At 65.7% G+C, this 21,073-nt stretch carries 17 protein-coding genes; 12 read left to right on the forward strand and 5 right to left on the reverse strand.

The features are described from left to right. Positions 1–35: 35 nt before the first annotated feature. Positions 36–2,660, forward strand: coding sequence for an alanine--tRNA ligase (alaS, locus tag CP958_RS17495; RefSeq protein ID WP_096703622.1), 2,625 nt, complete (start codon positions 36–38; stop codon positions 2,658–2,660). 100 nt (positions 2,661–2,760) lie between these two features. Here the strand turns inward: alaS and CP958_RS17500 are convergent, their stop codons facing one another. The 3 genes from CP958_RS17500 to CP958_RS17510 form a co-directional block, all read right to left on the reverse strand. Further along, positions 2,761–3,021, reverse strand: coding sequence for a hypothetical protein (locus CP958_RS17500; RefSeq protein WP_096703485.1), 261 nt, complete (start codon positions 3,019–3,021; stop codon positions 2,761–2,763). Between the two features lie 80 nt (positions 3,022–3,101). Beyond that, positions 3,102–5,312 carry a SulP family inorganic anion transporter gene (locus CP958_RS17505; protein WP_242442958.1) on the reverse strand — a complete coding sequence of 737 codons (2,211 nt, stop codon included), beginning with the start codon at positions 5,310–5,312 and terminating at the stop codon, positions 3,102–3,104. A gap of 88 nt (positions 5,313–5,400) precedes the next feature. Next, a complete protein-coding gene (locus CP958_RS17510; protein ID WP_096703486.1) occupies positions 5,401–7,101 on the reverse strand; it encodes a PAS domain-containing sensor histidine kinase in 1,701 nt (566 codons plus the stop codon). A gap of 188 nt (positions 7,102–7,289) precedes the next feature. Between CP958_RS17510 and CP958_RS17515 the strand changes: the two genes are divergently transcribed. The 9 genes from CP958_RS17515 to CP958_RS17555 all read left to right on the forward strand — a co-directional run bounded on the left by CP958_RS17515 (position 7,290) and on the right by CP958_RS17555 (position 17,597). Further along, entirely contained in the window at positions 7,290–7,706 is a 417-nt protein-coding gene (locus tag CP958_RS17515; RefSeq protein ID WP_096703487.1) for a hypothetical protein, read from the forward strand. Positions 7,707–7,889: 183 nt separating this feature from the next. After that, positions 7,890–9,158 carry a SpoIIE family protein phosphatase gene (locus CP958_RS17520; protein WP_242442959.1) on the forward strand — a complete coding sequence of 423 codons (1,269 nt, stop codon included), beginning with the start codon at positions 7,890–7,892 and terminating at the stop codon, positions 9,156–9,158. After that, the gene (locus CP958_RS17525; RefSeq protein ID WP_242442960.1) at positions 9,155–9,934 is read left to right on the forward strand and encodes an ATP-binding protein; all 780 of its coding nucleotides are present in this window, start codon (positions 9,155–9,157) and stop codon (positions 9,932–9,934) included. Before CP958_RS17520 ends, CP958_RS17525 begins: the two co-directional genes overlap by 4 nt. Positions 9,935–10,114: 180 nt before the next feature. Beyond that, positions 10,115–10,420, forward strand: a complete 306-nt coding sequence (locus CP958_RS17530; RefSeq protein ID WP_096703490.1) for an STAS domain-containing protein — start codon at positions 10,115–10,117, stop codon at positions 10,418–10,420. A gap of 61 nt (positions 10,421–10,481) precedes the next feature. Next, the gene (locus CP958_RS17535) at positions 10,482–12,191 is read left to right on the forward strand and encodes a HAMP domain-containing methyl-accepting chemotaxis protein (protein ID WP_096703491.1); all 1,710 of its coding nucleotides are present in this window, start codon (positions 10,482–10,484) and stop codon (positions 12,189–12,191) included. Positions 12,192–12,285: 94 nt separating this feature from the next. Beyond that, positions 12,286–12,555 carry a hypothetical protein gene (locus tag CP958_RS17540; RefSeq protein ID WP_096703492.1) on the forward strand — a complete coding sequence of 90 codons (270 nt, stop codon included), beginning with the start codon at positions 12,286–12,288 and terminating at the stop codon, positions 12,553–12,555. Positions 12,556–12,839: 284 nt separating this feature from the next. After that, positions 12,840–15,734 (forward strand): molybdopterin oxidoreductase family protein, encoded by a 2,895-nt coding sequence (locus CP958_RS17545; RefSeq protein WP_096703493.1) that lies wholly within the window; start codon positions 12,840–12,842, stop codon positions 15,732–15,734. A 1-nt stretch (position 15,735) separates the two neighbouring features. Further along, complete coding sequence (locus CP958_RS17550) at positions 15,736–16,473, forward strand: 4Fe-4S dicluster domain-containing protein (protein WP_096703494.1); 738 nt, start codon at positions 15,736–15,738, stop codon at positions 16,471–16,473. 182 nt (positions 16,474–16,655) lie between these two features. Beyond that, positions 16,656–17,597, forward strand: coding sequence for a DmsC/YnfH family molybdoenzyme membrane anchor subunit (locus tag CP958_RS17555; protein WP_096703495.1), 942 nt, complete (start codon positions 16,656–16,658; stop codon positions 17,595–17,597). A 37-nt stretch (positions 17,598–17,634) separates the two neighbouring features. Here the strand turns inward: CP958_RS17555 and CP958_RS17560 are convergent, their stop codons facing one another. Continuing rightward, on the reverse strand, positions 17,635–17,835 hold the full coding sequence (locus tag CP958_RS17560) for a hypothetical protein (protein WP_096703496.1): 201 nt from the start codon (positions 17,833–17,835) through the stop codon (positions 17,635–17,637). A 12-nt stretch (positions 17,836–17,847) separates the two neighbouring features. After that, positions 17,848–18,039 carry a hypothetical protein gene (locus CP958_RS17565; RefSeq protein ID WP_096703624.1) on the reverse strand — a complete coding sequence of 64 codons (192 nt, stop codon included), beginning with the start codon at positions 18,037–18,039 and terminating at the stop codon, positions 17,848–17,850. A 387-nt stretch (positions 18,040–18,426) separates the two neighbouring features. On the opposite strand from CP958_RS17565, the gene CP958_RS17570 reads away from it, so the two are divergent. After that, on the forward strand, positions 18,427–18,780 hold the full coding sequence (locus CP958_RS17570; RefSeq protein WP_242442961.1) for a hypothetical protein: 354 nt from the start codon (positions 18,427–18,429) through the stop codon (positions 18,778–18,780). Positions 18,781–18,853: 73 nt separating this feature from the next. Continuing rightward, the gene (locus CP958_RS17575; RefSeq protein WP_096703498.1) at positions 18,854–21,025 is read left to right on the forward strand and encodes a TonB-dependent receptor; all 2,172 of its coding nucleotides are present in this window, start codon (positions 18,854–18,856) and stop codon (positions 21,023–21,025) included. Positions 21,026–21,073 lie beyond the last annotated feature (48 nt).

Genomic DNA, 21,073 nt, shown 5'->3' on the forward strand with positions numbered 1-21,073 from the left:
CCGTTACGCCGCACCTCTAGCCCACGATGGATGCCATGCAGACCGCCAACGAGATTCGCCGCACATTCCTCGACTTCTTCGAGAAGAACGGCCACACCGTCGTGAATTCCAGCCCGCTGGTGCCGCGCAACGATCCCACGCTGATGTTCACCAACGCCGGCATGGTGCAGTTCAAGAACGTCTTCACCGGCATCGAGAAGCGCGATTACGTCCGCGCCGCCTCGTCACAGAAATGCGTGCGGGCCGGCGGCAAGCACAACGATCTGGACAACGTGGGCTACACCGCCCGGCACCATACCTTCTTCGAGATGCTGGGCAACTTCTCGTTCGGCGATTATTTCAAGGAACTGGCCATCGAGCTGGCCTGGAACCTGATCACCAAGGATTTCGGCATCAACAGGGAGCGCCTGCTGGTCACCGTCTATCACGACGACGATCAGGCGGCCGAGGCTTGGCGGAAGATCGCCGGCCTGCCCGAATCCCGCATCATCCGCATCCCCACCGCCGACAATTTCTGGGCCATGGGCGATACCGGTCCCTGCGGCCCGTGCTCGGAGATCTTCTACGACCACGGCGACCATATCCCCGGCGGCCCGCCCGGCAGCCCCGACCAGGACGGTGACCGCTTCATCGAGATCTGGAATCTGGTGTTCATGCAGTTCGAGCAGGTGGACAAAGAGACCCGCGTCCCCCTGCCCAAGCCCAGCATCGACACCGGCATGGGCCTCGAGCGTCTGGCCGCCCTGCTGCAGGGCAAGCACGACAATTACGACATCGACCTGATGCGCGCCCTGATCGAAGCCTCGGCCGAGGCCTCCAACACCGACGCCGACGGCGCGCACAAGATCAGCCACCGCGTGGTCGCCGACCACCTGCGCTCCTCGTCCTTCCTGATCGCCGACGGCGTGCTGCCCTCCAACGAGGGGCGCGGCTATGTTCTGCGCCGCATCATGCGCCGCGCCATGCGCCACGCCCACCTGATGGGCTGCACCGAGCCGCTGCTCTGGAAGCTGGTCCCGGCTCTCACCCGCCAGATGGGCGAGGCCTATCCCGAACTGGTGCGCGCCAACGCCCTGATCACCGAAACCCTGAAGCTGGAGGAGACCCGCTTCAAGGCGACGCTGGACAAGGGCCTGAAGCTGCTGGACGACGAGATCACCCGCATCGGTTCCGGCCAGAAGCTGGCCGGCGAGGTGGCGTTCAAGCTTTACGACACCTACGGCTTCCCCCTGGACCTGACCCAGGACGCGCTCAAGGCCAAGGGAATCGGCGTCGACACCGACGGCTTCGCGTCCGCCATGGAGCGCCAGCGCGCCGAGGCCCGCAAGGCGTGGTCGGGCTCGGGCGAGGCGGCCACCGAATCCCTGTGGTTCGAACTGCGCGAGAAGCTGGGCGCCAGCGAATTCCTCGGCTACGACGCCGAGGAGGCCGAGGGCAAGATCATCGCCCTGGTGGAGAACGGCAAGGCGGTGGAAGCCGTCCATCCCGGCCACCAGGTCGCCATCATCGCCAACCAGACCCCGTTCTACGGCGAGTCGGGCGGCCAGATGGGCGATTGCGGCATCGTCACCGTGGCCGGCGGCAAGGCCGTCGTGACCATTACCGACACCCAGAAGAAGCTGGGCGACCTGATCGTCCATTTCGGTACCGTCGAGGGCGCCCCGGTGGCGGTGGGCGAGGATGCCCATTTCGCCGTGGATTCCGAACGTCGCGACGCCACCCGCGGCCACCACTCGGCCACCCATCTGCTGCACGCCGTCCTGCGCGACATCCTGGGCGACCACGTGACCCAGAAGGGCAGCCAGGTCGGCCCCGACCGCCTGCGCTTCGACTTCGCCCACACCAAGGCGCTGTCGGCCGGGGAATCCCGTGCCGTCGAGGCCGAGGTCAACCGCCGCATCCGCGTCAACGCCGAGGTGGCCACCAAGGTCATGACCCCCGACGACGCCATCAAGGCCGGCGCCATGGCCCTGTTCGGCGAGAAGTACGGCGACGAGGTTCGCGTGGTCTCCATGGGCGACCTCTCCACCGAATTGTGCGGCGGCACCCATGCCAGCCGCACCGGCGACATCGGCGGCTTCAAGATCGTGGCGGAAAGCGCCGTGGCGTCCGGCGTGCGCCGTATCGAGGCGGTGACCGGCCCGGCTTTCCTGGCCTGGGCCCAGGCGCAGGAAGACCTGCTGGCCAAGGCCGCCGACACCTTGAAGGCCGCGCCCGCCGACCTGCCGGCCCGCATCGCGGGTCTGATGGACGACCGCCGCAAGCTGGAGCGCGAACTGGCCGAGGTCAGGAAGCAGCTGGCCACCGGCGGCGGCCAGGGTGCCGCCACCAAGACGGTCAACGGCATCACCTATGCCGGCAAGGTACTGAACGGCGTGCCCGCCAAGGATCTGAAGGGCATGGCCGACGAGATCAAGAAGCTGATCGGCTCGGGCGTCATCGCCCTGGTCTCCGACGCCGACGGCAAGGCCTCCATCGTGGTCTGCGTCACCGAGGACCTGACGGGCAAGCACAGCGCCGTCGATCTGGTCCGCGTCGGCTCGGAAGCCCTGGGCGGGAAAGGTGGTGGCGGCCGCCCCGACATGGCCCAGGCCGGCGGCCCCGACGCCGCGGCGGCCCAGGCGGCCATCGACAGGATCGAACAGGCCCTGGCGGGATAAGCGGCTGGAAGGACGTCATGCCCGGGCCTGCCCCGGGCATCCACGCCTGTTCCGGCGGCTCCACGTGGATCGCCGGAACAGGTCCGGCGATGACGTGTCTCTACTTCTTGACGGGGGCCGGAGCGGCGCCGGCGGTCTGCTCGTTGCGCTTCAGCACGCCGGCCTCGACCAGCTTGTTGACCAGATCGCCCATGGTGTTGAGCGAGTGCAGGAAACCGTCCACCGGCATGGCGATGCGCTGACGGACTTCCATCTTGCCCTGGCCGGATTCGGTGGGCTCCAGCGACACCAGCTCGATGCGCACCACGCCGCTGACGAAATCGACCCGGCCGACGCCGTCGGCGAAAATCTCGGAAACCATGTCTCAATCCCCTTCCTGTTGCGGGAAGGACGGCGCGTCCGCCTCCCCGGCCCGGATGGTGGGCCAAGCCAACTCCCGGGTCAATCGGTCAAAGCCCGGATCATGTGATCGGTATTGCGCAGCCGCTCGGCCAGTTGGCGGGCCATCAGGCGATGGAAGGCGGCGGCCACCGCGGGCGCCTCGTCCTCCATGCGCTCCAGGTTGCGCGCCGTCAGGCGGTGGATGACGCAGTCGCTGTCAGCCACCACCGAGGCCGAGCGTTCCTCGTTGAGGTAAAGCCCCATCTCGCCCACCACGGTGCCGGCATGCATGGTGCGCAGCCGGATGGACGAGCCGTTGTCGCCCATCAGCCGCACCGTCACTTGGCCCGACTCCAGGATGAACAGGTCATGGGCGGCACTGCCCTGTTCCAGCACCACGCTGCCGGCTGGCACGCTCAGCGTCTCGACGAAGGACATCATGCGGGCCACCTGCAGCGGTTCACCCAGATCCTCGGCCAGATCGGCCATCAGCGAACGCGGCCTGGCCCCGGCCTCCACCGCCAGTCTGGCCAGCAGCCGGTTCTCTGACCATTCCAGCGCGTGGTCCAGATCGGGGGCGGTGCGCCAGGTGGCGCCCTCGGCCCCGACGAAGCCGGCGCGTTCCAGCACCATGCCCACCTCGTCGTTGCACGAGGCGAAGACCAGGGACAGATCCCGCTTCTCGGCGAACTGGCGCAGCTTCACGAAGCTCATGGCCGCCGAGGTATCGATGCCGGCCACCCGGCGGAAGTCGAACACCACCACCTCGACCGGCTGGCCGCCGGTCTCGCCGCCCACCGGCCCGCATCGGCCGATCACCCGGGTCAGCAGCTTGTTGGCGGTGCCGAAGAACATGAAACCCTGCAGGCTGAACACCAGGATGCGGCCACCATATTCCTTGAGCAGGCGCACCTCGTCGCGCGGCCGGTCCACGTTGGAGGACACCTCGGCGGCGGTCAGTTCGTGCTTGGCCACCGCGACGCGCGAGTAGTTGACCACGAACAGCACCACGCAGGCGACGATGCCCACCGCCGCCCCCTGGAGATAGCCGAAGGTTCCCACCACGCCGACGATCATCAAGATGATGGCGTAATCGGCGGCCGGCATCTGGTGACGCCCCTCGACCAGCCATTCCTCGAGGAAGCCCAGGCCGATGAACATCAGCAATCCGCCCAGCACCGCCTTGGGGAACAGGGCCAGCGGCTCGGTGCCGATCACCAGCATGGCAAGGCAGACCAGGGCCGAGATCAGCCCCACCAGCCGCGAGCGCACCCCCATCTTCAGCACCATGCTGGACAGGCCGAGCGTGTGGAAGCCGATGATGCCGCCCCCCGCCCCCGACACCAGATTGGCGATACCGGCGATCTTCAGTTCGCGGTTCAAATCCATGTCGCGGTTGGCCGCCACCTCGATACCGCTGGAATTGAGCAGCAGGCCGATGGCGCTGATCAGCAAGATGGTGGATACCGAACCGGCCTGATCGGCGATCATCAGCCAGTCGGCCGACATGGCCCGCACCACGGCGTCGGGTCGCCAGCCGGCGGCGGCGGGGAAATGGCCGAGCAGGTAGCCGCCCTGCTCCAGACCGTCCAGACTCATGCCCATCAGGCGGGCGGCCAGATGATAGAGGGCGATCCCGCCGCCCAGCAGCAGCGGCAGGGTCGCCACATGCTTCCAGCGGCGCATGCCGGCGATCAGCGCCACGGCGAACAGCAGCCCCGGCGCCCACTTGATCAGCTCCCCGGCGGACAGCAGATGGTGGGCGGTCTCCAGGGTGGGGGCATGGCCGGTCATCACCTTGATGGCGCCCTTGACCAGCAGCCAGCCGGTGCCGGCCAGGAAGCCGCCGATCACCGGATAGGGAATGAAGCGGATGAAGCCGCCCAGGCGGAAATGGCCCAGCGCGAACAGCAGCAGGCCGGTCAGCGCGGTGGCCAGCATCAGGGCGGTGGCCACGGTAGCGAACAATTGCTCGGGATCGGTGCCGGGCGGCGTCTCGGCGACGATCATCGAGGCCATCAGGGCGAGGATGGGGGCGATCTTGTCCTGGGGAAAGGCGATGGTGCCGGGATAGGACCCGAACAGCGCCACCAGCCCGCCGACCACCACGGCGGTGAACAGCGCCATGCCGATGGCGGTGCCCACATGCCCGGCCAGTTCGCCCGAAAAGATCAGCACGGCGAACGACAGCGACAGGATGACCACCACCAGACCGGTCACCGCCCCCGCCACCAGGGCGGCGGGCAACTCTTCCTTACGGATCGTCACCATCCCTCTCCCCGGCAATGAACCATACGGGAATGGTAATCCGATCCGCATAGGCTGTTAAGCGATATCGGAGCGATATGGAAAAGAGACGTCAGGTCTTGGGAAGGGCGATCAGGAAGGTGCTGCCGGTGCCCAGTTCGGACTCGACCCAGATACGCCCGCCGTGGTGCTCGGCGATCTTGCGGCACACCGCCAGACCGATGCCGGTGCCCTCGTACTGCTCGCGGGCGACCAGACGCTGGAAGATGCCGAACACCCGCTTCAACTCCTCGGCGGGAATGCCGATGCCGTTGTCCCTGACCCCCAGCACCCATTCGCCGCCCCCGTCGCGGCAGATCACCTCGATGTGCGGCTGGCGCCCTTCCGGCATGTACTTGATGGCATTGGCGATCAGGTTCTGGAACAGACGCAGCAGCTCGTTGGCGTCGCCCGAGATGGTCGGCAGGGTCTCGGGCACCACGATCCCGGCGCCGCTTTCGGCGGCGGCCACCTCCAGGTGGCGGATGCTGTCGGCCACCACCTGCCCCAGATCGACCGGCGCCATGGGGGTGGAAATACGGCCGATGCGCGAGTATTCCAGCAGATCGACGATCATGCGGTCCAGGCGCTTGGCGCCGTCGAGGGCAAAGCCGAAGAAGTCGCGGGAATCCTGGTCGAAGCTGGCTCCCAGCTTCTTTTCCAGCAGGCCGAGATAGGCGCTGATCATGCGCAGCGGCTGGCGCAGATCGTGGGAGGCCACATAGGCGAACTGCTCCAGCTCCTCGTTGGAGCGGCGCAATTCCTCCACCAGTTCGGCCAGCTTGGCGGCGGCCTGCTTCTGCTCGGTGACGTCGGTCTTGATGGCCAGATAGTTGGTGATCACCCCTTCGATGTTCTGAATGGGCTGGATGGTGGCCATTTCCCAATAGAGTTCGCCGTTCTTGCGGCGGTTGGCCAGTTCGCCTTCCCACTTCTCGCCCATGGACAGCGCCGCCCACATGGCGTCATAGACCTCGGGCGGGGTCCTGTCGGATTTGAGGATGCGGGGATTGCGGCCGATCACCTCGTCCATGGAATAGCCGGTGACCTTGAGGAAGCTGCCGTTGACGTACTGGATGTCGGCCTTGAGGTCGGTGATGACGATGGAGACCGGGCTCTGCTCGACCGCGCGGTTGAGCATGTGCATGCGGTGGGCGTTCTCCACGGCGGCAGTGATGTCGCTGCCGGTGCCGCGATAGCCGATGAACACCCCGTTCTCGTCGAAGCGCGGCAGGCCGTTGACCTTGATCCAGCGGGCCCGGCCGGTGCCGTCCTCCAGCCAGTACTTGAAGTCGCGGAACGGCCGCTGGGCGGTCAGGTCGGCGATATGGGCCTGCCACTGGTCGGAATCGATCTCCATGCGCTCGCTGACGATGTCCCACGAGCGCTTGCCCATCAGTTCGTCGGACGAGACGTTCATCACCGTCTCGAACGACGAGGAGAAAAAGGTGAAACGCTGCTCGGCGTCGCTTTCCCAGAACCAGTCGGCGGCCGCCTCGGAATATTCGCGATAGCGCTCGGAACTCTCCTTGACCACCTCGGACAGCAGGCTCAGGCGGTCGCGCTCCTGGCGCAGGGCCCGGCTCTCGATCCGCAGGCGCTCGGTCTCGGCGGCCTCGGCCCGGCCGCAGCGGGCCGCCAGCCACAGGGTCGCCGCCGCCGCCAGCCCGGATGCCGCCAGCGCCCAGACGGGCAGGCCCAGCCCCCACAGGGCCAGGACCGCCGACGCCTGGATCAGGGCGATCAGGACGAGGATGGATTTGCGCTGGTTCATCGCCGGGGATCAGACGATCCGGTCATCATGGACATCGATTGAATTCCGCCCCCTTCCCCGCGCCCGCCGGTTTCGGCAACGCGCCCGCCATGCACTTGCTTCATGGCGGCATGATAGCCAAGTTGCCTGGACAAGGCACCAGGGATGATGACAATCACCTTATCCCCCGGCCAACCAGGAGAACGGCCATGAGATACCTCGCCACCGCACTGTTGTTGTGTCTGCTCGCCGCCTGCGTGGCGCCGCCGGACCAGCCGGCCCACTACGCCCGCATGGGCCGCTTCATGGGGTTGGTCGCCAATTGCGGCTGCTCGGATATCGGCCCCGAGAAGATGATCGCCGATTATCGCAAGGCCCTGGGCGACCGCTACTCGGCGAAAGATGTCGCCGCCATGGAGGGCTACGTCAAGCTGGGGGCCGGCGAGGCGTGGGGAAACATGACGCAGGTCTGCGCCGAGGTCTGCGGCCAGCACTGCATGGTTCAGGCGGTGGTCGAGCCCCTGGGCGGGCGGAGCATGGGCGAGAAGTCCTGTTTCGTCAGCGAGCGCGACCTGCACCTGACCGACGGCGCCCCAATCTATACCGGCGACCCCGGCCCCAACTGAGCCGTACCGCGATGCCACGGATCCACGGTATGTTACGAATACTTGCGGTCTGGTTCACGACCCATTGACAAGACGCATGAATCAGGGACACACCTAGACGTTAGTCTGTAGTAGTTATACCGACGCCAGGCATATCGGAGCGAGAAGATGAATATGGCGAACAGGGGAGGCCGACTGATTCGCTTGCCCAGCCGCACCGGTGGCTGGCGCACCGACCCTGAAGGCGGGGAAACGGCGAATACGGCGGGAATCGGCGGAGCCCGCGTGGTCAAGGACACCCTGCACGTCCTGCTGGTCGAGGACGAACCGGGCGATGCCCGCCTGGTGGAATACGCGCTGCGCATGTCCAGCGCCCCGGTCTTCATGGTCAAGCACGTGGGGACCCTGGCCGCCGCCATCGACCACATCAACGGGGGCCACCCGGTGGATGTGGTTCTGCTGGACCTGAGCCTGCCCGATTCCACCGGGATCGCCACCGTTTCGCGCATGCAGGAGGCGGCGTCCCGCACGCCCATCGTCATCATGACCGGCATGGACGATCCGCGCTTCGCCTCCTATGCGCTGGAAGCCGGCGCCCAGGACTATCTGATCAAGAGCGACGACCCCGAACGGACGGTGGGCCGCGCCATCCGCTACGCCATCACCCGCATGGCCGGCCAGTTGGAACGTCAGGCCCTGCTGGAGCGCATCGCCGAGCAGCAGCGCCATCTGGTCGACGAGGTCAATGCCGCCCGCGCCATGCAGTTCGATCTGCTGCCGCGCCCGGAGCGTCTGGACGAGCGGTTGGGCACCCTGGGTATCGAAGTGGAATCCTTCTTCGAGCCGTCGTCGGGCATCGGCGGCGACCTGTGGGGCTGCCTGGATTGCGGCGGCTCGCGCATGAGCTTCTATTGCTTCGACTTTACCGGGCATGGCATCGGCGCGGCCCTGAACGTCTTTCGCCTGCACGCCCTGATCTCCGACCATTGGGACCCCCGGCGCCAGCCGGGCGAGATGCTGACCACCCTGAGCGGCGCGCTGAAAGGCCTGTTAGGCCGGGGACAGTTCGCCACCATGTTCCTGTGCACCATCGACGTGGATGCCGGCGAGATCGAGTGGGCATCGGCGGGCGCCCCCGCCCCGGTGATCATGCGGGGCGAGGATTACCGCTTCCTGGACGCCAGGGGCATTCCGCTCGGACTGTCCAAGTCGCCCGAGTATCGCGAGTATCGCGAACCCTTTCCGCCCGGCGCGGCCCTGTTCATGTATTCCGACGCCATCACCGATTCGCCGGTGGAGGGCGAGACCCTGTTCGGCGAGGCCGGACTGGGCGACGCCATCCAGGACTTGCTGCGCCGCCACGGAGAATTGCGGGTCGACCACCTGCTGGACGAAGTCTGCCGTCAGGTCCGGATGCCCTTCGAGGACGACCTGACCGCCGTCTGTATCCGGCGGCTGAAGGGGGAGGCATGAGCATGGCCACGGTGATGAGCCCCCAACCCCGCGGCGGCCATGCCGTCGACCGGCGCCCCTGCCTGATGGTGGACGCCCCGCCCTCCGAGGATCTGGCCGCCCAGTGCCGGGCCCTTGGCATCGACCTGTGCGACGGCGGCGATCACCTCGCCCCGCCTCCCGCCGCCATCCTGAGCGGGGTGGGAACGACGGAATCCGTCCGGACCGGTCTGGCCGCCCCCTATTGCGGCTTCATGGAACTGGGGGCCGAAGGGGTGCTGGGCATCGGGCTGCGCTGTTTCGAGACGGTACGGGGCGGCGGCATGACGCTGTCGCTGCAGACCGCCACCGTCTACCGCCTCGAGACGCTGGAACTGGTGGCCCAGGCCATCCGCGCCAATTTCGGCGGTATCTCGCAAGACACCGCCGACCTGATGGAGATTTCCCTGGCCGAGGCGCTCTCCAACGCCGTCATCCACGGTAATCTCAGCATTCCCAATCACCTCAGGACCACGACCGAAGGCTTCGTCCAGTTCCAGAAGCTCATGCATGCCCGCATGGCCGACCCCGCCCTGGCCAGCCGGCGCATCGAGATCAACGTCCAGGCCCGGGGCTCCGATTTCGTCTGCGTGGCGGTTTCCGACCAGGGCGGCGGCTTCGACCTGAACGAAAAGCTGGCCCACACCGCCAAGGCCACCGCCAAGAACGGCCGGGGCCTGTCCCTGATCCGCAAGGCGACCCATTCCCTCCACGGAGAGGACGGAGGGCGCACCCTGGTGATGACGTTCTGTCGGTAGAAAACGTTACGTTACACAACGACTTTTTTCGCCTGATCGAGATACTCGCCTCTTGCAATCTCCCCGGCCCCGGAGGTAAGGCTTTCACCCTAATACTCGACAGAGCGGCACGCCCGTGACGCCATGGAGGAAAGGGCGGCGACGGGCGAAATCAGGTGTCGAGACGAGGAGGACGGTAGTATGCAGTTTCGTGTCAAGGACGAGGGAACCAGTGTCCACGTGTCGCTTGAGGGACAGCTGAATTTCGCCGCCAACGAGGATTTCCAGTCCCTGCTCTCTCAATTGAGCAGCTTCAAGAACCGCAAGGTAACCTTTGAGATGTCTGGCCTTAGCCATATCGACTCGGTGGGGCTTGGCCTGCTCTATATCGCCCGCGAGGATCTTGCCGAGGGCGGTTCCTCCATCAGCCTGGTCAACCCGCGCGACAACGTGTTCCGCATGCTGGAACTGACCGAGGCCCACAAGACCTTCGAGATCAAGCGCTGATTCCGGCCGCCCGGGGAAGGCGGCCGATCATCAGGCGGAAGACGCGATGGGGGAAGTTCGCATGTCCGACGGTGTCTGGCAGAATCTGAGACTGCGCCAGCGATTCATGATCGTTGTCGGCCTGGGCGTCATCGTCATGGCCGCAGTGATCGTCATCTTCATGGCCCGGTTCGAGGAACGCGCCCTCGAGCGCAAGCTGCACGAACTCTCCGTCAACGAAATGACCTCGCTGCACGCGCTGATCGTCAACGTCATGGCCACCCGCCCCGAGGACGGCGACAATATCGGCATCAAGGTCTTCAACAAGTGGTTCGACTCCCGCAACATCCATTACGCGGGCAAGGTGTGGAGCGTGTGGGGCCCCAAGGTCGCCGCCCACATGAAGGACGTCGAGCCCGACCGCGCCCCCAAGACCGCCCAGGACGACATCGACCGCGAAGCCCTGGCCACCGGCAAGCCGGTCGGCCGTCTGGTGGGGGAATCCTACCGCTACGCCATGCCCATCGTGCTGGGTGTCACCGACGGGGCCAAGGACGAGGTCTGTCATTCCTGTCACGGCGGCATGGGAATGAACGACGGCGAGGTCATCGCCGTGCTGTCCTCGTCGCTGTCCACCGCCGCCGAGAAGGCCGAGCTCAACAACATCCTGATGGGGCTGGTCGCCTTCGGCGGCATCGCCACCCTGGTGTCGGTGTTCGGCGTGCGCTGGATTCTGACCAGGGTCATCACCCGGCCCATCGGCCGCATGACCGACCTGATGGGACGCCTGGCCGACGGCGATACCTCGGTGGAGATCGAGGCCATCAACCGCAAGGACGAGATGGGCGACATGGCCCGCACCGTCCAGGTGTTCAAGGAGCACATGCTGGAGGCCGAGCACCTGCGCTCCGCCCAGGAGCAGGAGCGCCTGCGCGCCGCCGAGGAGCGGGCCAGCAGCATGCGCGAGATGGCCGACCACTTCGAAGCCACGGTCAAGGCCAAGGTGGCCGAGGTGGAGGTCTCCACCGCCGGCATCCAGAAGACCGCCCACGCCATGGCCACCCGCTCGGGCCAGAGCGGCTCGCGCTCGCTCGACGTCAGCGAGGCGGCCAACATCACCACCGAACGCGCCGCCACGGTGTCCGAGGCCACCCGTCAGTTGGCGCTGTCCATCAACGAGATCGCCCAGCAGGTGGGCGAGTCCAGCCGCATCGCCCAGCAGGCGGTGGCGAACGTCAACACCACCGCCAGCCAGATGACCGGCCTGTCGGATTCGGTCCAGGCCATCGGCAACGTCGTGCAGTTGATCAACGACATCGCGGCGCAGACCAACCTTCTCGCGCTCAACGCCACCATCGAGGCGGCGCGGGCCGGCGAGGCGGGCAAGGGCTTCGCCGTGGTCGCCAACGAGGTCAAGAATCTCGCCAACCAGACCGCCAAGGCCACCGAGGAGATTTCCAACCAGGTGACGGCGGTGCAGAACTCCACCCGCGAGATGACCGCCTCCATCGAGGGGGTGGTGGAGACCATCCGCACCATCGACAACATCTCCACCGCCATTGCCGGCGCCGTGCAGCAGCAGGAATCCACCACCCGCCACATCGCCAGCAATATCGACGAGGTCGCCACCCAGGCCGGCGAGGTGTCGTCCAGCGTCTCGACCCTGTCGCGTTCGTCGGCCCGTTCGTGCGCCGGCGCGGTGCGGGTGATCTGGAGCGCCAAGACCCTGACCGAGGCAGTCTCCGACCTCAAGACCGAGGCCGAGGGCTTCCTTCGGTCAGTGCGCGGATAGGCCCAATAGCAGGGGCCTTTTATTACTACTTATTACAAGACTCTCCCCTAGCCCGAAGGTATGATCCCGCCTTCGGGATGGGAGAGTGCAAATCATGGACGACTGGCGGAAAAGTTTGAAGCGGGCCTTTGGTGACACCATCGGCCCGGCGCAGGTTGGTATCGAGGACGTGCTGGCCGCCAGCCGCCAGATCGCCAAGTTCAACCGCCTGTCCCAGCATGTCCAGGGGCTGGACACCATGGCCGCCGCCAAGAAGGGGGTCGGCCCCTCGGAGTTGGCCGCGCTCCGCGACCTGCGCATCTCGGAAATCTCGCCCCGCCGCCTCAACGAACTGTGCGAGACCCTGCTGACGGAAAAGCCCTAAGGGCCTTTCTCCGCCACGGTTTGCGTCGTCCCACCGGAAGCGCGCCGCTCCAGCGCCCGTTGAGGGCGCGGATGCGCTCGCCCAGCGAGGGACAATGATAAGGCCTATAGCGTGATGCACATTTTGGGCATCACGCTATAAGGCCGGGTGCTGCCTGGCGCGGCACCTCATGGCACGGCTGAACCCGAGCCCTTTCGCGATTGCCTTATTAGAGCCCCCTAAAGTAGAGTGTCCTAAAAGCCCTTTTGAGGCTAAGGACAATAAACAGGGGGGAGCAAGCCGGCATGAGGGATCCCGCATCCATTCCGGATTCCGATCTCGGACGATCGGAAGTCAAGACCACCACGTGCTACATGTGCGCCTGCCGCTGCGGCATCCGCGTGCACCTGCGCGACGGCGAGGTCCGTTACATCGAGGGGAATCCCGACCACCCCCTCAACAAGGGCATCATGTGCGCCAAGGGTGCCTCGGGCATCATGAAGCAGTACTCGCCCGCCCGCCTGACCAAGCCGTTGAAGCGCAAGGAAGGGACCGAGCGCGGTGCCGGCGTTTTCGAGCCCATCTCGTGGGAAGAGGCGTTCTCGACGCTGGCCGAGCGCCTGGGACACCTGCGGGCCACCGATCCCAAGAAGTTCGCCCTGTTCACCGGCCGCGACCAGATGCAGGCCCTGACCGGCCTGTTCGCCGCCAAGTTCGGCACCCCCAATTACGCCGCCCATGGCGGATTCTGCTCGGTCAACATGGCCGCCGGCATGATCTACACCATGGGCGGCAGCTTCTGGGAATTCGGCGGCCCTGATCTGGAGCGGGCCAAGCTGTTCATCATGATCGGCACCGCCGAGGATCATCATTCCAACCCCATGAAACGCGATCTGGCCGCCTTCAAGCGCGGCGGCGGGCGCTTCATCGCCATCAATCCGGTACGTACCGGCTATGCTGCCATCGCCGACGAATGGGTGCCCATCCGTCCGGGCACCGACGGCGCCCTGCTGCTGGCCCTGGTGCGCGAGATCATGGAACTGGGGCTGTTCGACCGCGACTTCCTGATCCGCTACACCAACGCCGCCGAGTTGGTGAACCAGGACGCCGACAGCGACACCTTCGGCCTGTTCGTGCGCGAGGGCTCGGTGCCGGTGCGGCCCGACACCTTCGAGACGCCGGACAAGATGTGGTGGGACCGCGACTCCAACAAGCCGGTGATCGCGCGGGCCAAGGGGACGGAAGGCCGCCTGTTCGGCTCCTACACCCTGGCCGACGGCACCCCGGTCAAGCCGTCGATGCAATTGCTGAAGGAGCGGGTCAAGGACTACACGCCGGAATGGGCCGAGGGCATCACCGGCATTCCCGCCGCCACCATCCGCCGCCTGGCCCACGAGATGGGCGTCACGGCGCGCGACCAGACCATCGAGCTGCCCATCGCCTGGACCGATTGCTGGGGCACCGAACACGACAAGATCACCGGCAATCCGGTGGCCTTCCACGCCATGCGCGGGCTGGCGGCGCACTCCAACGGCTTTCACACCACCCGGGCGCTGGCCATCCTGATGACGCTGCTGGGCACCATCGACCGGCCGGGCGGGTTCAGGCACCGGGCGCCCTTCCCGCGCCCCATTCCACCCTGCCCCAAGCCGCCCAAGGGTCCCCAGGCCGTCCGGGCGGGCGAGCCCTTGACCGGTACGCCGCTGGGCTGGCCGGCCGATCCCGACGACCTGTCGGTGGATGCCGACGGCGAGCCCATCCGCCTGGACAAGGGCTTTTCCTGGGAATACCCGCTGTCGGTCCACGGCATGATGCACAACGCCATCACCAATGCCTGGCGCGGCGATCCCTACCCCATCGACACGCTGCTGCTGTTCATGGCCAACATGGCGTGGAACTCCACCATGAACACGTCCGGGGTGAGGAAGATGCTCACCGACAAGGACGAGTCGGGCGCCTATAAGATCCCCTTCCTGGTGGTCTGCGACGCCTTCCAGTCCGAGACGGTGGCCTTCGCCGATCTGGTGCTGCCCGACACCACCTATCTGGAACGCCATGATGTGATGAGCATCCTGGACCGGCCCATCTCGGAATTCGACGGACCGGTGGATTCGGTGCGCGTGCCGATCCTGCCGCCCATGGGGGATTCCAAGCCGTTCCAGGAGGTGATCATCGAGCTGGCGACACGCCTCAAGCTGCCCGGCTTCACCAACAAGGACGGCAGCCGCAAGTTCCGCGACTATCCCGACTTCATCGTCAATTTCGAGACCGAGCCGGGTTCGGGCATCGGCTTTCTGTCGGGCTGGCGCGGAAGAGCGGGCGAGAAGTTCCTGGTGGGCGAGCCCAACCCCAACCAGTGGGACCAGTACGCGCGCAACAACAACCACTTCCACTACGAACTGCCGCCCAGCTTCCAGTACATGCGCAACTGGAACAAGGGCTACCTGGACTGGGCCTACCGCCATCGTCTGGTGCGCTTCACCGACCCGATCATGCCGCACATCTATTCCGAGGTGATGCAGAAATTCCGGCTGGCCGGCGAAGGCAAGTGGAAGGGCAAGCAGCCCCCCGACCACCTGAGGGAAAGGGTGAAGACCTTCTTCGACCCGCTGCCCTTCTATTACACGCCGCTGGAGTGGCGGTGCTCGGACGGGCATGCCTATCCACTGTCGGCGCTGACCCAGCGGCCCATGGCCATGTACCATTCCTGGGATTCCCAGAACGCCTGGCTGCGCCAGATCCACACCAGCAACGTGCTGTTCATGCACCCCAAGGTGGGGGCGCGGGGCAATTTCGGCGATGCCGACTGGGTGTGGGTGGAAAGCCCGTGGGGCAGGATCAAGTGTCAGGCCCGCTTCACCGAGGCGGTGGAACCCGGCACGGTGTGGACCTGGAACGCCATCGGCAAGGCCTCGGGCGCCTGGGGCCTGGACCCCGACGCCGACGAGTCGAGAAAGGGCTTCCTGCTCAACCACCTGATTTCCGAGGAACTGCCCAACATGGTGGGCGACAGGCATGTCTCCAACTCCGACCCGGTGACCGGCCAGGCGGCATGGTACGACCTGAAGGTCCGCGTCACCGCCTGCCAGCCGGGCGAGGAAGGGGAAAGCTGGCCCCAGTTCAAACCCATGGAACCGCTGCCCGGCCAGACCATCGGCTTCAAGTCGAAGGTCCGCGCCTTCCTGGCCGGGAGGAAGTGACATGAGCAAGAAACAGTTGGCCCTGGTCATCGACCTCAACGTCTGCGTCGGCTGCCATGCCTGCGTGACGTCGTGCAAGGAATGGAACACCTCGGGCTGGGCCGGTCCGCTGACCGACGTCAATCCCTACGGCGCCGATCCGAACGGCGTGTTCTTCAACCGCGTCCAGACCTATGAATGCGGCACCTTCCCCAACACCGAGACCATCCACTTCCCCAAATCCTGCCTCCATTGCGAGGAGCCGCCCTGCGTGCCGGTCTGTCCGACGGGCGCCAGCTACAAGCGGGAAGAGGACGGCATTGTCCTGGTGGATTACGACAAGTGCATCGGCTGCAAGTACTGCTCGTGGTCGTGCCCCTACGGCGCCCGCGAGTTCGATCCCGTCCAGGGCGTCATGAAGAAGTGCACGCTGTGCGTCGACCGCATCTACGACAAGACCATCGAGGAGGATCGGCGCAAGCCGGCCTGCGTCCTGGCCTGTCCGGCCGGCGCCCGCATCTTCGGCGACGTCAACGACCCCAATTCCGAGGCGGCCAAGGCCATCCGCGACAACGGCGGCTTCCAACTGATGCCGGAATGGGGCACCAGACCGGCCAACCACTATCTGCCCCGGCGCAAGACCGTTACCACGCTCCATCCGGACGAACTGGTGCGCGTCGACAACCCGCTGAAGGCCGAGGGCGAGAAACCCCGTCCCGCCTTCACCACGCCGACCATCGACGGCGTTTCGAGCTGGTAAGGGGGAGACAGAGTGATGAAACAATCGTCCTATCGCCGTCATGCCCGGACCTGTTCCGGGTATCCACGCCGCTCCGCCCCTCCGTCGCAACAGCCCCGGCACCACGTGGATAGCCGGGTCAAGCCCGGCCATGACGAACAGGTTCGCAGAGTCGTGAGCCCCATCGCCAGGAGCCGCGTATCATGAAACCCGCATTTTCCGTGATCTTCCTCACCACCCTGATCGGCGCGGCCCAGGGCCTGCTGATCGCGCTGACCATCGGGCAGATGTATGCCGGCGGTGAAAGCGGCGGCTTTTACGCCCTGGGCGGCGCCCTGGCGCTGCTGCTGCTCTGCCTGGGGCTGGTGGCCTCGGTGTTCCATCTGGCCAATCCCCAGCGCGGCTGGCGGGCGGCGACGCGCTGGCGCACCTCGTGGCTGTCGCGGGAAGTGATCCTGATCCCCGTGCTCTGCGCGCTCGCCTTCCTCTACGCCGTCATCCACGCCTTCGGCTGGGCCCCGGTGCTGGTCCGCCTGGGGAACGGCGCCGCCGTCGACCTGCCCATGGCGCTGGGCCTGCTGGTCAGTCTGGCCTCGCTGGCGCTGTTCGTCTGCACCGGGATGATCTATGCCTGCGTGCGGTTCATCCGCCAGTGGGCCTCGGGCTGGACGGTGATCAACTACCTGCTGATGGGGCTCGCCTCGGGCTTCACCCTGGCCGCCGCCTATGCCCAGGTCCGGAACAGCCCTTTGTCCGGCTTCATGACCGGCGGCGCCGTGTTCCTCACCCTGCTGGCCCTGGCGGCCCGCGCCTGGCAGCTATGGCTGAACATCACGGGCAAGCCGCGTTCCTGCCTGAAAAGCGCCATCGGCATGCACCACACCCAGATCCGCCAAATCACCCAGGGCTTCATGGGCAGTTCCTTCAACACCGTCGAGTTCGTCGCCCCCGGCGGCACGGAGACGGTCAAGGGGCTGTCGGTGTTCTTCCTGGCGGTGGGTTTCGTGGCGCCGGTGGGGCTGCTGCTGGCCGGGATGCCGGTTATGGCCTTCCTCTGCCAGTATGTGGGCCTGCTGGCCGAGCGCTGGGTGTTCTTCGCGGCCGGCAGCCACGTGCAGAACCTCTATTATCAGGCCAAGGGCTGAGCCGCGGCGGGCGGGACGGCGGCACCGGCCGCCCCCCTCACTCGGCCGGATACAATTCGCCGATCATCGGCCCCGCCAGGCGGAGCGCCATGGCGCATGCCGACGACTCGCCGCACTGGGTGCTGCACGAACGGATGCTGTCGACGATGCGCAGGCATTCGCCATACTTGCCCTCGTCATAGAGCCGGCGGGCCTCGGACAGCATGGCGATGCAACGATAGGATTGTCCAATCACCATCGGCTCTCCTGATCAGGCGGCGCAGTCTTGCGCCGCCTGGGAATAGAGCTGGTCCACCAGAATACGGGCGACACCCGGGGTCAGGCTGGAATCGCGCGCCATCAGCACCGCCCGTGCCGCGTCGCGCTCCTCGGCGCAATCCAGGCCCAGCCGCCGAGCAGCGGCGATGGCGCCACCAATGATCTCGATGAGTGAACCGTTCATGTCCTGCCCCGGATACCGACCGTTGGAATTCTTCCATTCCATGATGGAACTCCTTGATCCACAGGGCCAGGCACGAAGCGAAAGAAGTTGTGAGTAGGTGTAACGAAGCCGGTCCCCCGCGCCGCCGGCGGGCACGGACACGCCCAAGAAGCCCGGATTGACCTTGGTCAATTATAATCGGCGAATATTAGAACCTGCGGGCTATTCGGCAGCCACGCCCCCTATATCCAAAGTGAATCTTCGTTGACTTTGGAAAAGGTCGAGCCTACACCCGTAGCGTCGTCTTGATATTCATTTGGAGCGGCGAGGTTCATGAGCGGCGGCGTCTTGCGTCGAGGCGGATGGTTGCGAAGGATACGGGCCGGAGGGTCCGGTATCGCGCGGCTGTTGCTTTTGGCATTCGCCCTGCAACTTACCGTACCGCTGCTCGATCTGGGTGGAATCGCCGCCCTGGCCGGCGAGGCGGCGCTTCACGCCGACCTGCAATCCTCGCTCTGCCACGATCCGGGAAACGACCCGGCGGCAGACGAAGCTCCGGGACCGGCGGCGCAGGTCAAGCACTGCATCTTCTGCCTGCCCATGGCCGGCGATCCGGCCGACACCGGCGCCGATTTCTTCGGTGTCGAGCGGCTGGCCTCGGCCTCGACCATTATCCCGGCTTCGGCCGATCAGGTCCCCGAGCTTTCGCGCTCCGGCCTCGCCCGTTCTCGGGCTCCCCCCATCCATCCTCGCACCGTCTGAGCCCACCGCCTCGGATTTTCGCAGGTGGTGGCATTTGTCCCGCACACCGCGAACGGCTTTCCGAGGATCAATCATGTCTGCCAATTCGTCCCGGCGCGCACGCCTGCACGCCACCGTCGCCATTCTTGCCCTGATCACCGGTTCCCAGACCCTCGCCGCGGAAGAAACCAGCCCGCCCCCGCAAGACGGCGGAATGATCGACACGATCATGGTCAACGCCACTCGCGGCTCGAAGCTCGAGGACATGGACATCAGCGCCACGGTCATAAGCCGCGAGGCCGTGACCCAGGCGCCGCAAAACAATATCGATCAGGTGCTGAACAAGGTCCCCGGCGTGGTGATCTCCACGGTTCCGTCCAATCAGACCCATCCCACCGGCAAGTCGGTGCAGATGAGAGGCCTTGGCGGGGCCGGAGCCCAGCGAACCCTGGTGATGGTCGACGGCATCCCGATCAACGATCCGTTCTACCGCTACGTCAATTGGGACAAGGTGCCGAAGGAAACCATCGAGTCCGTCGAGATCATCCGCGGCGGCGGCGGCGCCACCCTGTGGGGCAACATGGCCATGGGCGGCGTCATCAACATCGTGACCCGCGACCCGGAACCGGACGAGAAACGCCTGTCCTTCGGCTATGGCAGCGACAACACCTACCGCGTCAATACCGCCATCACCCCTTATTCCGACGGATTGTTCAAAGTGGGTCTGACCGCCGGGCGGATGTCGAGCGACGGCTATAACCTGACGCCGAAGAACTACCGCAACGCTCATTCGACGGCGACGGAATCCTATTCCGACGATGCCGAGATCTCCCTGATCCTGACTCCGTCAAAGAAAGACCGCTATTACCTGAAGATGGCGGCCCATGACATGCACGAGTTCAATCAGGTCTGGGACGTGGCGAAGAACGCGCAACAGAGTTTCGAGTTCAAGGCCGGCGGCAAGACCAGCTTCGACGACGGCAGCGTGCTGGACATCAACGCCTGGTACGGCCGCTACCTGATGAAGACCCAGAACGCCTCGTCGACGCCGACCTACAACTATACTAACCCCGGCGCCAACGTCAGGACCTACAACTCGTCCACCGACAAGAACCCCTATTACGACCTGGGCGGCTCCACCGTCTGGAAGAAGGATCTCAGCGATACCGTCACCGACGTGATGGTCGGCGTCGACGGCCGCAATATGTGGGGAACCGACAACACGGTGAACTACAGCAGCGCCGGGGCCATCACCGGCAATACGCCGCTGCGCGCCCAACAGCAGTTCTCGGGCATCTTCTCCCAGGCGACGTGGCGGCCGGAAATCGCCCCGGTCATCATGACGCTGGGTCTGCGCCAGGATTTCTGGCGGGCCTTCGACTACCAGTTCGCCGGGCGGCCGGCCCATTCCTATGGCCTTTATAACCATTTCGATCCCCGGCTCGGCGTGAAGGTCAACGTGACCCGGGAGTTCTCGGTCAAGGGCGCCGTGTACGAGAATTTCTCGGCACCGGGCATGAACCAGATGTTCCGCAGCTACGGATCAAGCTCCAGCTATTCCGCCGCCAACCCCGAACTGGCGCCCGAAACCAATTTCGGCCGCGAGATCGGCGTCGAATGGGCCGGGCGCGACGTCACCGTCTCGGCGACCGGTTTCTACAATCAGATCTCCAACTTCATGGATAAGGCCCAGGTCTGCAGTAGCTCGGCTAGCTGCGCCGCCTTCTCGCCCGCCGGCGTGACCGGACTGACCAAGATCACCAAGTACTACAATTCGGGAAATGCCACGTTCAAAGGCTGGGAAGTGCTCGGCGAATGGCGGGCGGCACCGACCCTGACCTTCAATTCCGGCCTGACCCGCAACATCTCGGCCGTCACCAGCAACGCCAGGCTGGCCCAGAAGCTGGGGGGGGCCACCGCCAATTCCTATGTCCCCACCGGCGTGCAGATCGGCGGCGTCATCCCCCTGATGTTCCAGGCCGGGGCGACCTGGGAGGCCATCACCGACCTGAAGGTGACGACAACCTTCAAGAGCTGGACCCGTTATCCCGACGACACCCTCCACACCACCTTCAACTCGCCGGGCAGCACCGTCGACCTGGGAGGCACCTATAAGGTCAACGAGCACCTGGACCTGTTCGCCAACGCCCAGAACCTGTTCAATGTGAAGTACTATGCGACGGGACTGAGCGCCAGCAACACCGGCACCCCGCCGACCCAGGGCCAACCGCTCGCCTTCTTCGGCGGTGTACGGGTGACGTATTGACCTTGTCCTGTCATGTTTCACGCTGCCATCGCCGTGCCGGTGATGGCG

Source organism: Magnetospirillum sp. 15-1, from assembly GCF_900184795.1.
GTDB lineage: Bacteria > Pseudomonadota > Alphaproteobacteria > Rhodospirillales > Magnetospirillaceae > Phaeospirillum.

Excerpts from the sequence above, each read along its gene's own strand:
- alaS (WP_096703622.1), top strand. The coding sequence starts at position 36 with ATGCAGACCGCCAACGAGATTCGCCGCACATTCCTCGACTTCTTCGAG.
- CP958_RS17500 (WP_096703485.1), bottom strand. The coding sequence starts at position 3,021 with ATGGTTTCCGAGATTTTCGCCGACGGCGTCGGCCGGGTCGATTTCGTC.
- CP958_RS17505 (WP_242442958.1), bottom strand. The coding sequence starts at position 5,312 with ATGGTGACGATCCGTAAGGAAGAGTTGCCCGCCGCCCTGGTGGCGGGG.
- CP958_RS17510 (WP_096703486.1), bottom strand. The coding sequence starts at position 7,101 with ATGAACCAGCGCAAATCCATCCTCGTCCTGATCGCCCTGATCCAGGCG.
- CP958_RS17515 (WP_096703487.1), top strand. The coding sequence starts at position 7,290 with ATGAGATACCTCGCCACCGCACTGTTGTTGTGTCTGCTCGCCGCCTGC.
- CP958_RS17525 (WP_242442960.1), top strand. The coding sequence starts at position 9,155 with ATGAGCATGGCCACGGTGATGAGCCCCCAACCCCGCGGCGGCCATGCC.
- CP958_RS17530 (WP_096703490.1), top strand. The coding sequence starts at position 10,115 with ATGCAGTTTCGTGTCAAGGACGAGGGAACCAGTGTCCACGTGTCGCTT.
- CP958_RS17535 (WP_096703491.1), top strand. The coding sequence starts at position 10,482 with ATGTCCGACGGTGTCTGGCAGAATCTGAGACTGCGCCAGCGATTCATG.
- CP958_RS17540 (WP_096703492.1), top strand. The coding sequence starts at position 12,286 with ATGGACGACTGGCGGAAAAGTTTGAAGCGGGCCTTTGGTGACACCATC.
- CP958_RS17545 (WP_096703493.1), top strand. The coding sequence starts at position 12,840 with ATGAGGGATCCCGCATCCATTCCGGATTCCGATCTCGGACGATCGGAA.
- CP958_RS17550 (WP_096703494.1), top strand. The coding sequence starts at position 15,736 with ATGAGCAAGAAACAGTTGGCCCTGGTCATCGACCTCAACGTCTGCGTC.
- CP958_RS17555 (WP_096703495.1), top strand. The coding sequence starts at position 16,656 with ATGAAACCCGCATTTTCCGTGATCTTCCTCACCACCCTGATCGGCGCG.
- CP958_RS17560 (WP_096703496.1), bottom strand. The coding sequence starts at position 17,835 with ATGGTGATTGGACAATCCTATCGTTGCATCGCCATGCTGTCCGAGGCC.
- CP958_RS17565 (WP_096703624.1), bottom strand. The coding sequence starts at position 18,039 with ATGAACGGTTCACTCATCGAGATCATTGGTGGCGCCATCGCCGCTGCT.
- CP958_RS17575 (WP_096703498.1), top strand. The coding sequence starts at position 18,854 with ATGTCTGCCAATTCGTCCCGGCGCGCACGCCTGCACGCCACCGTCGCC.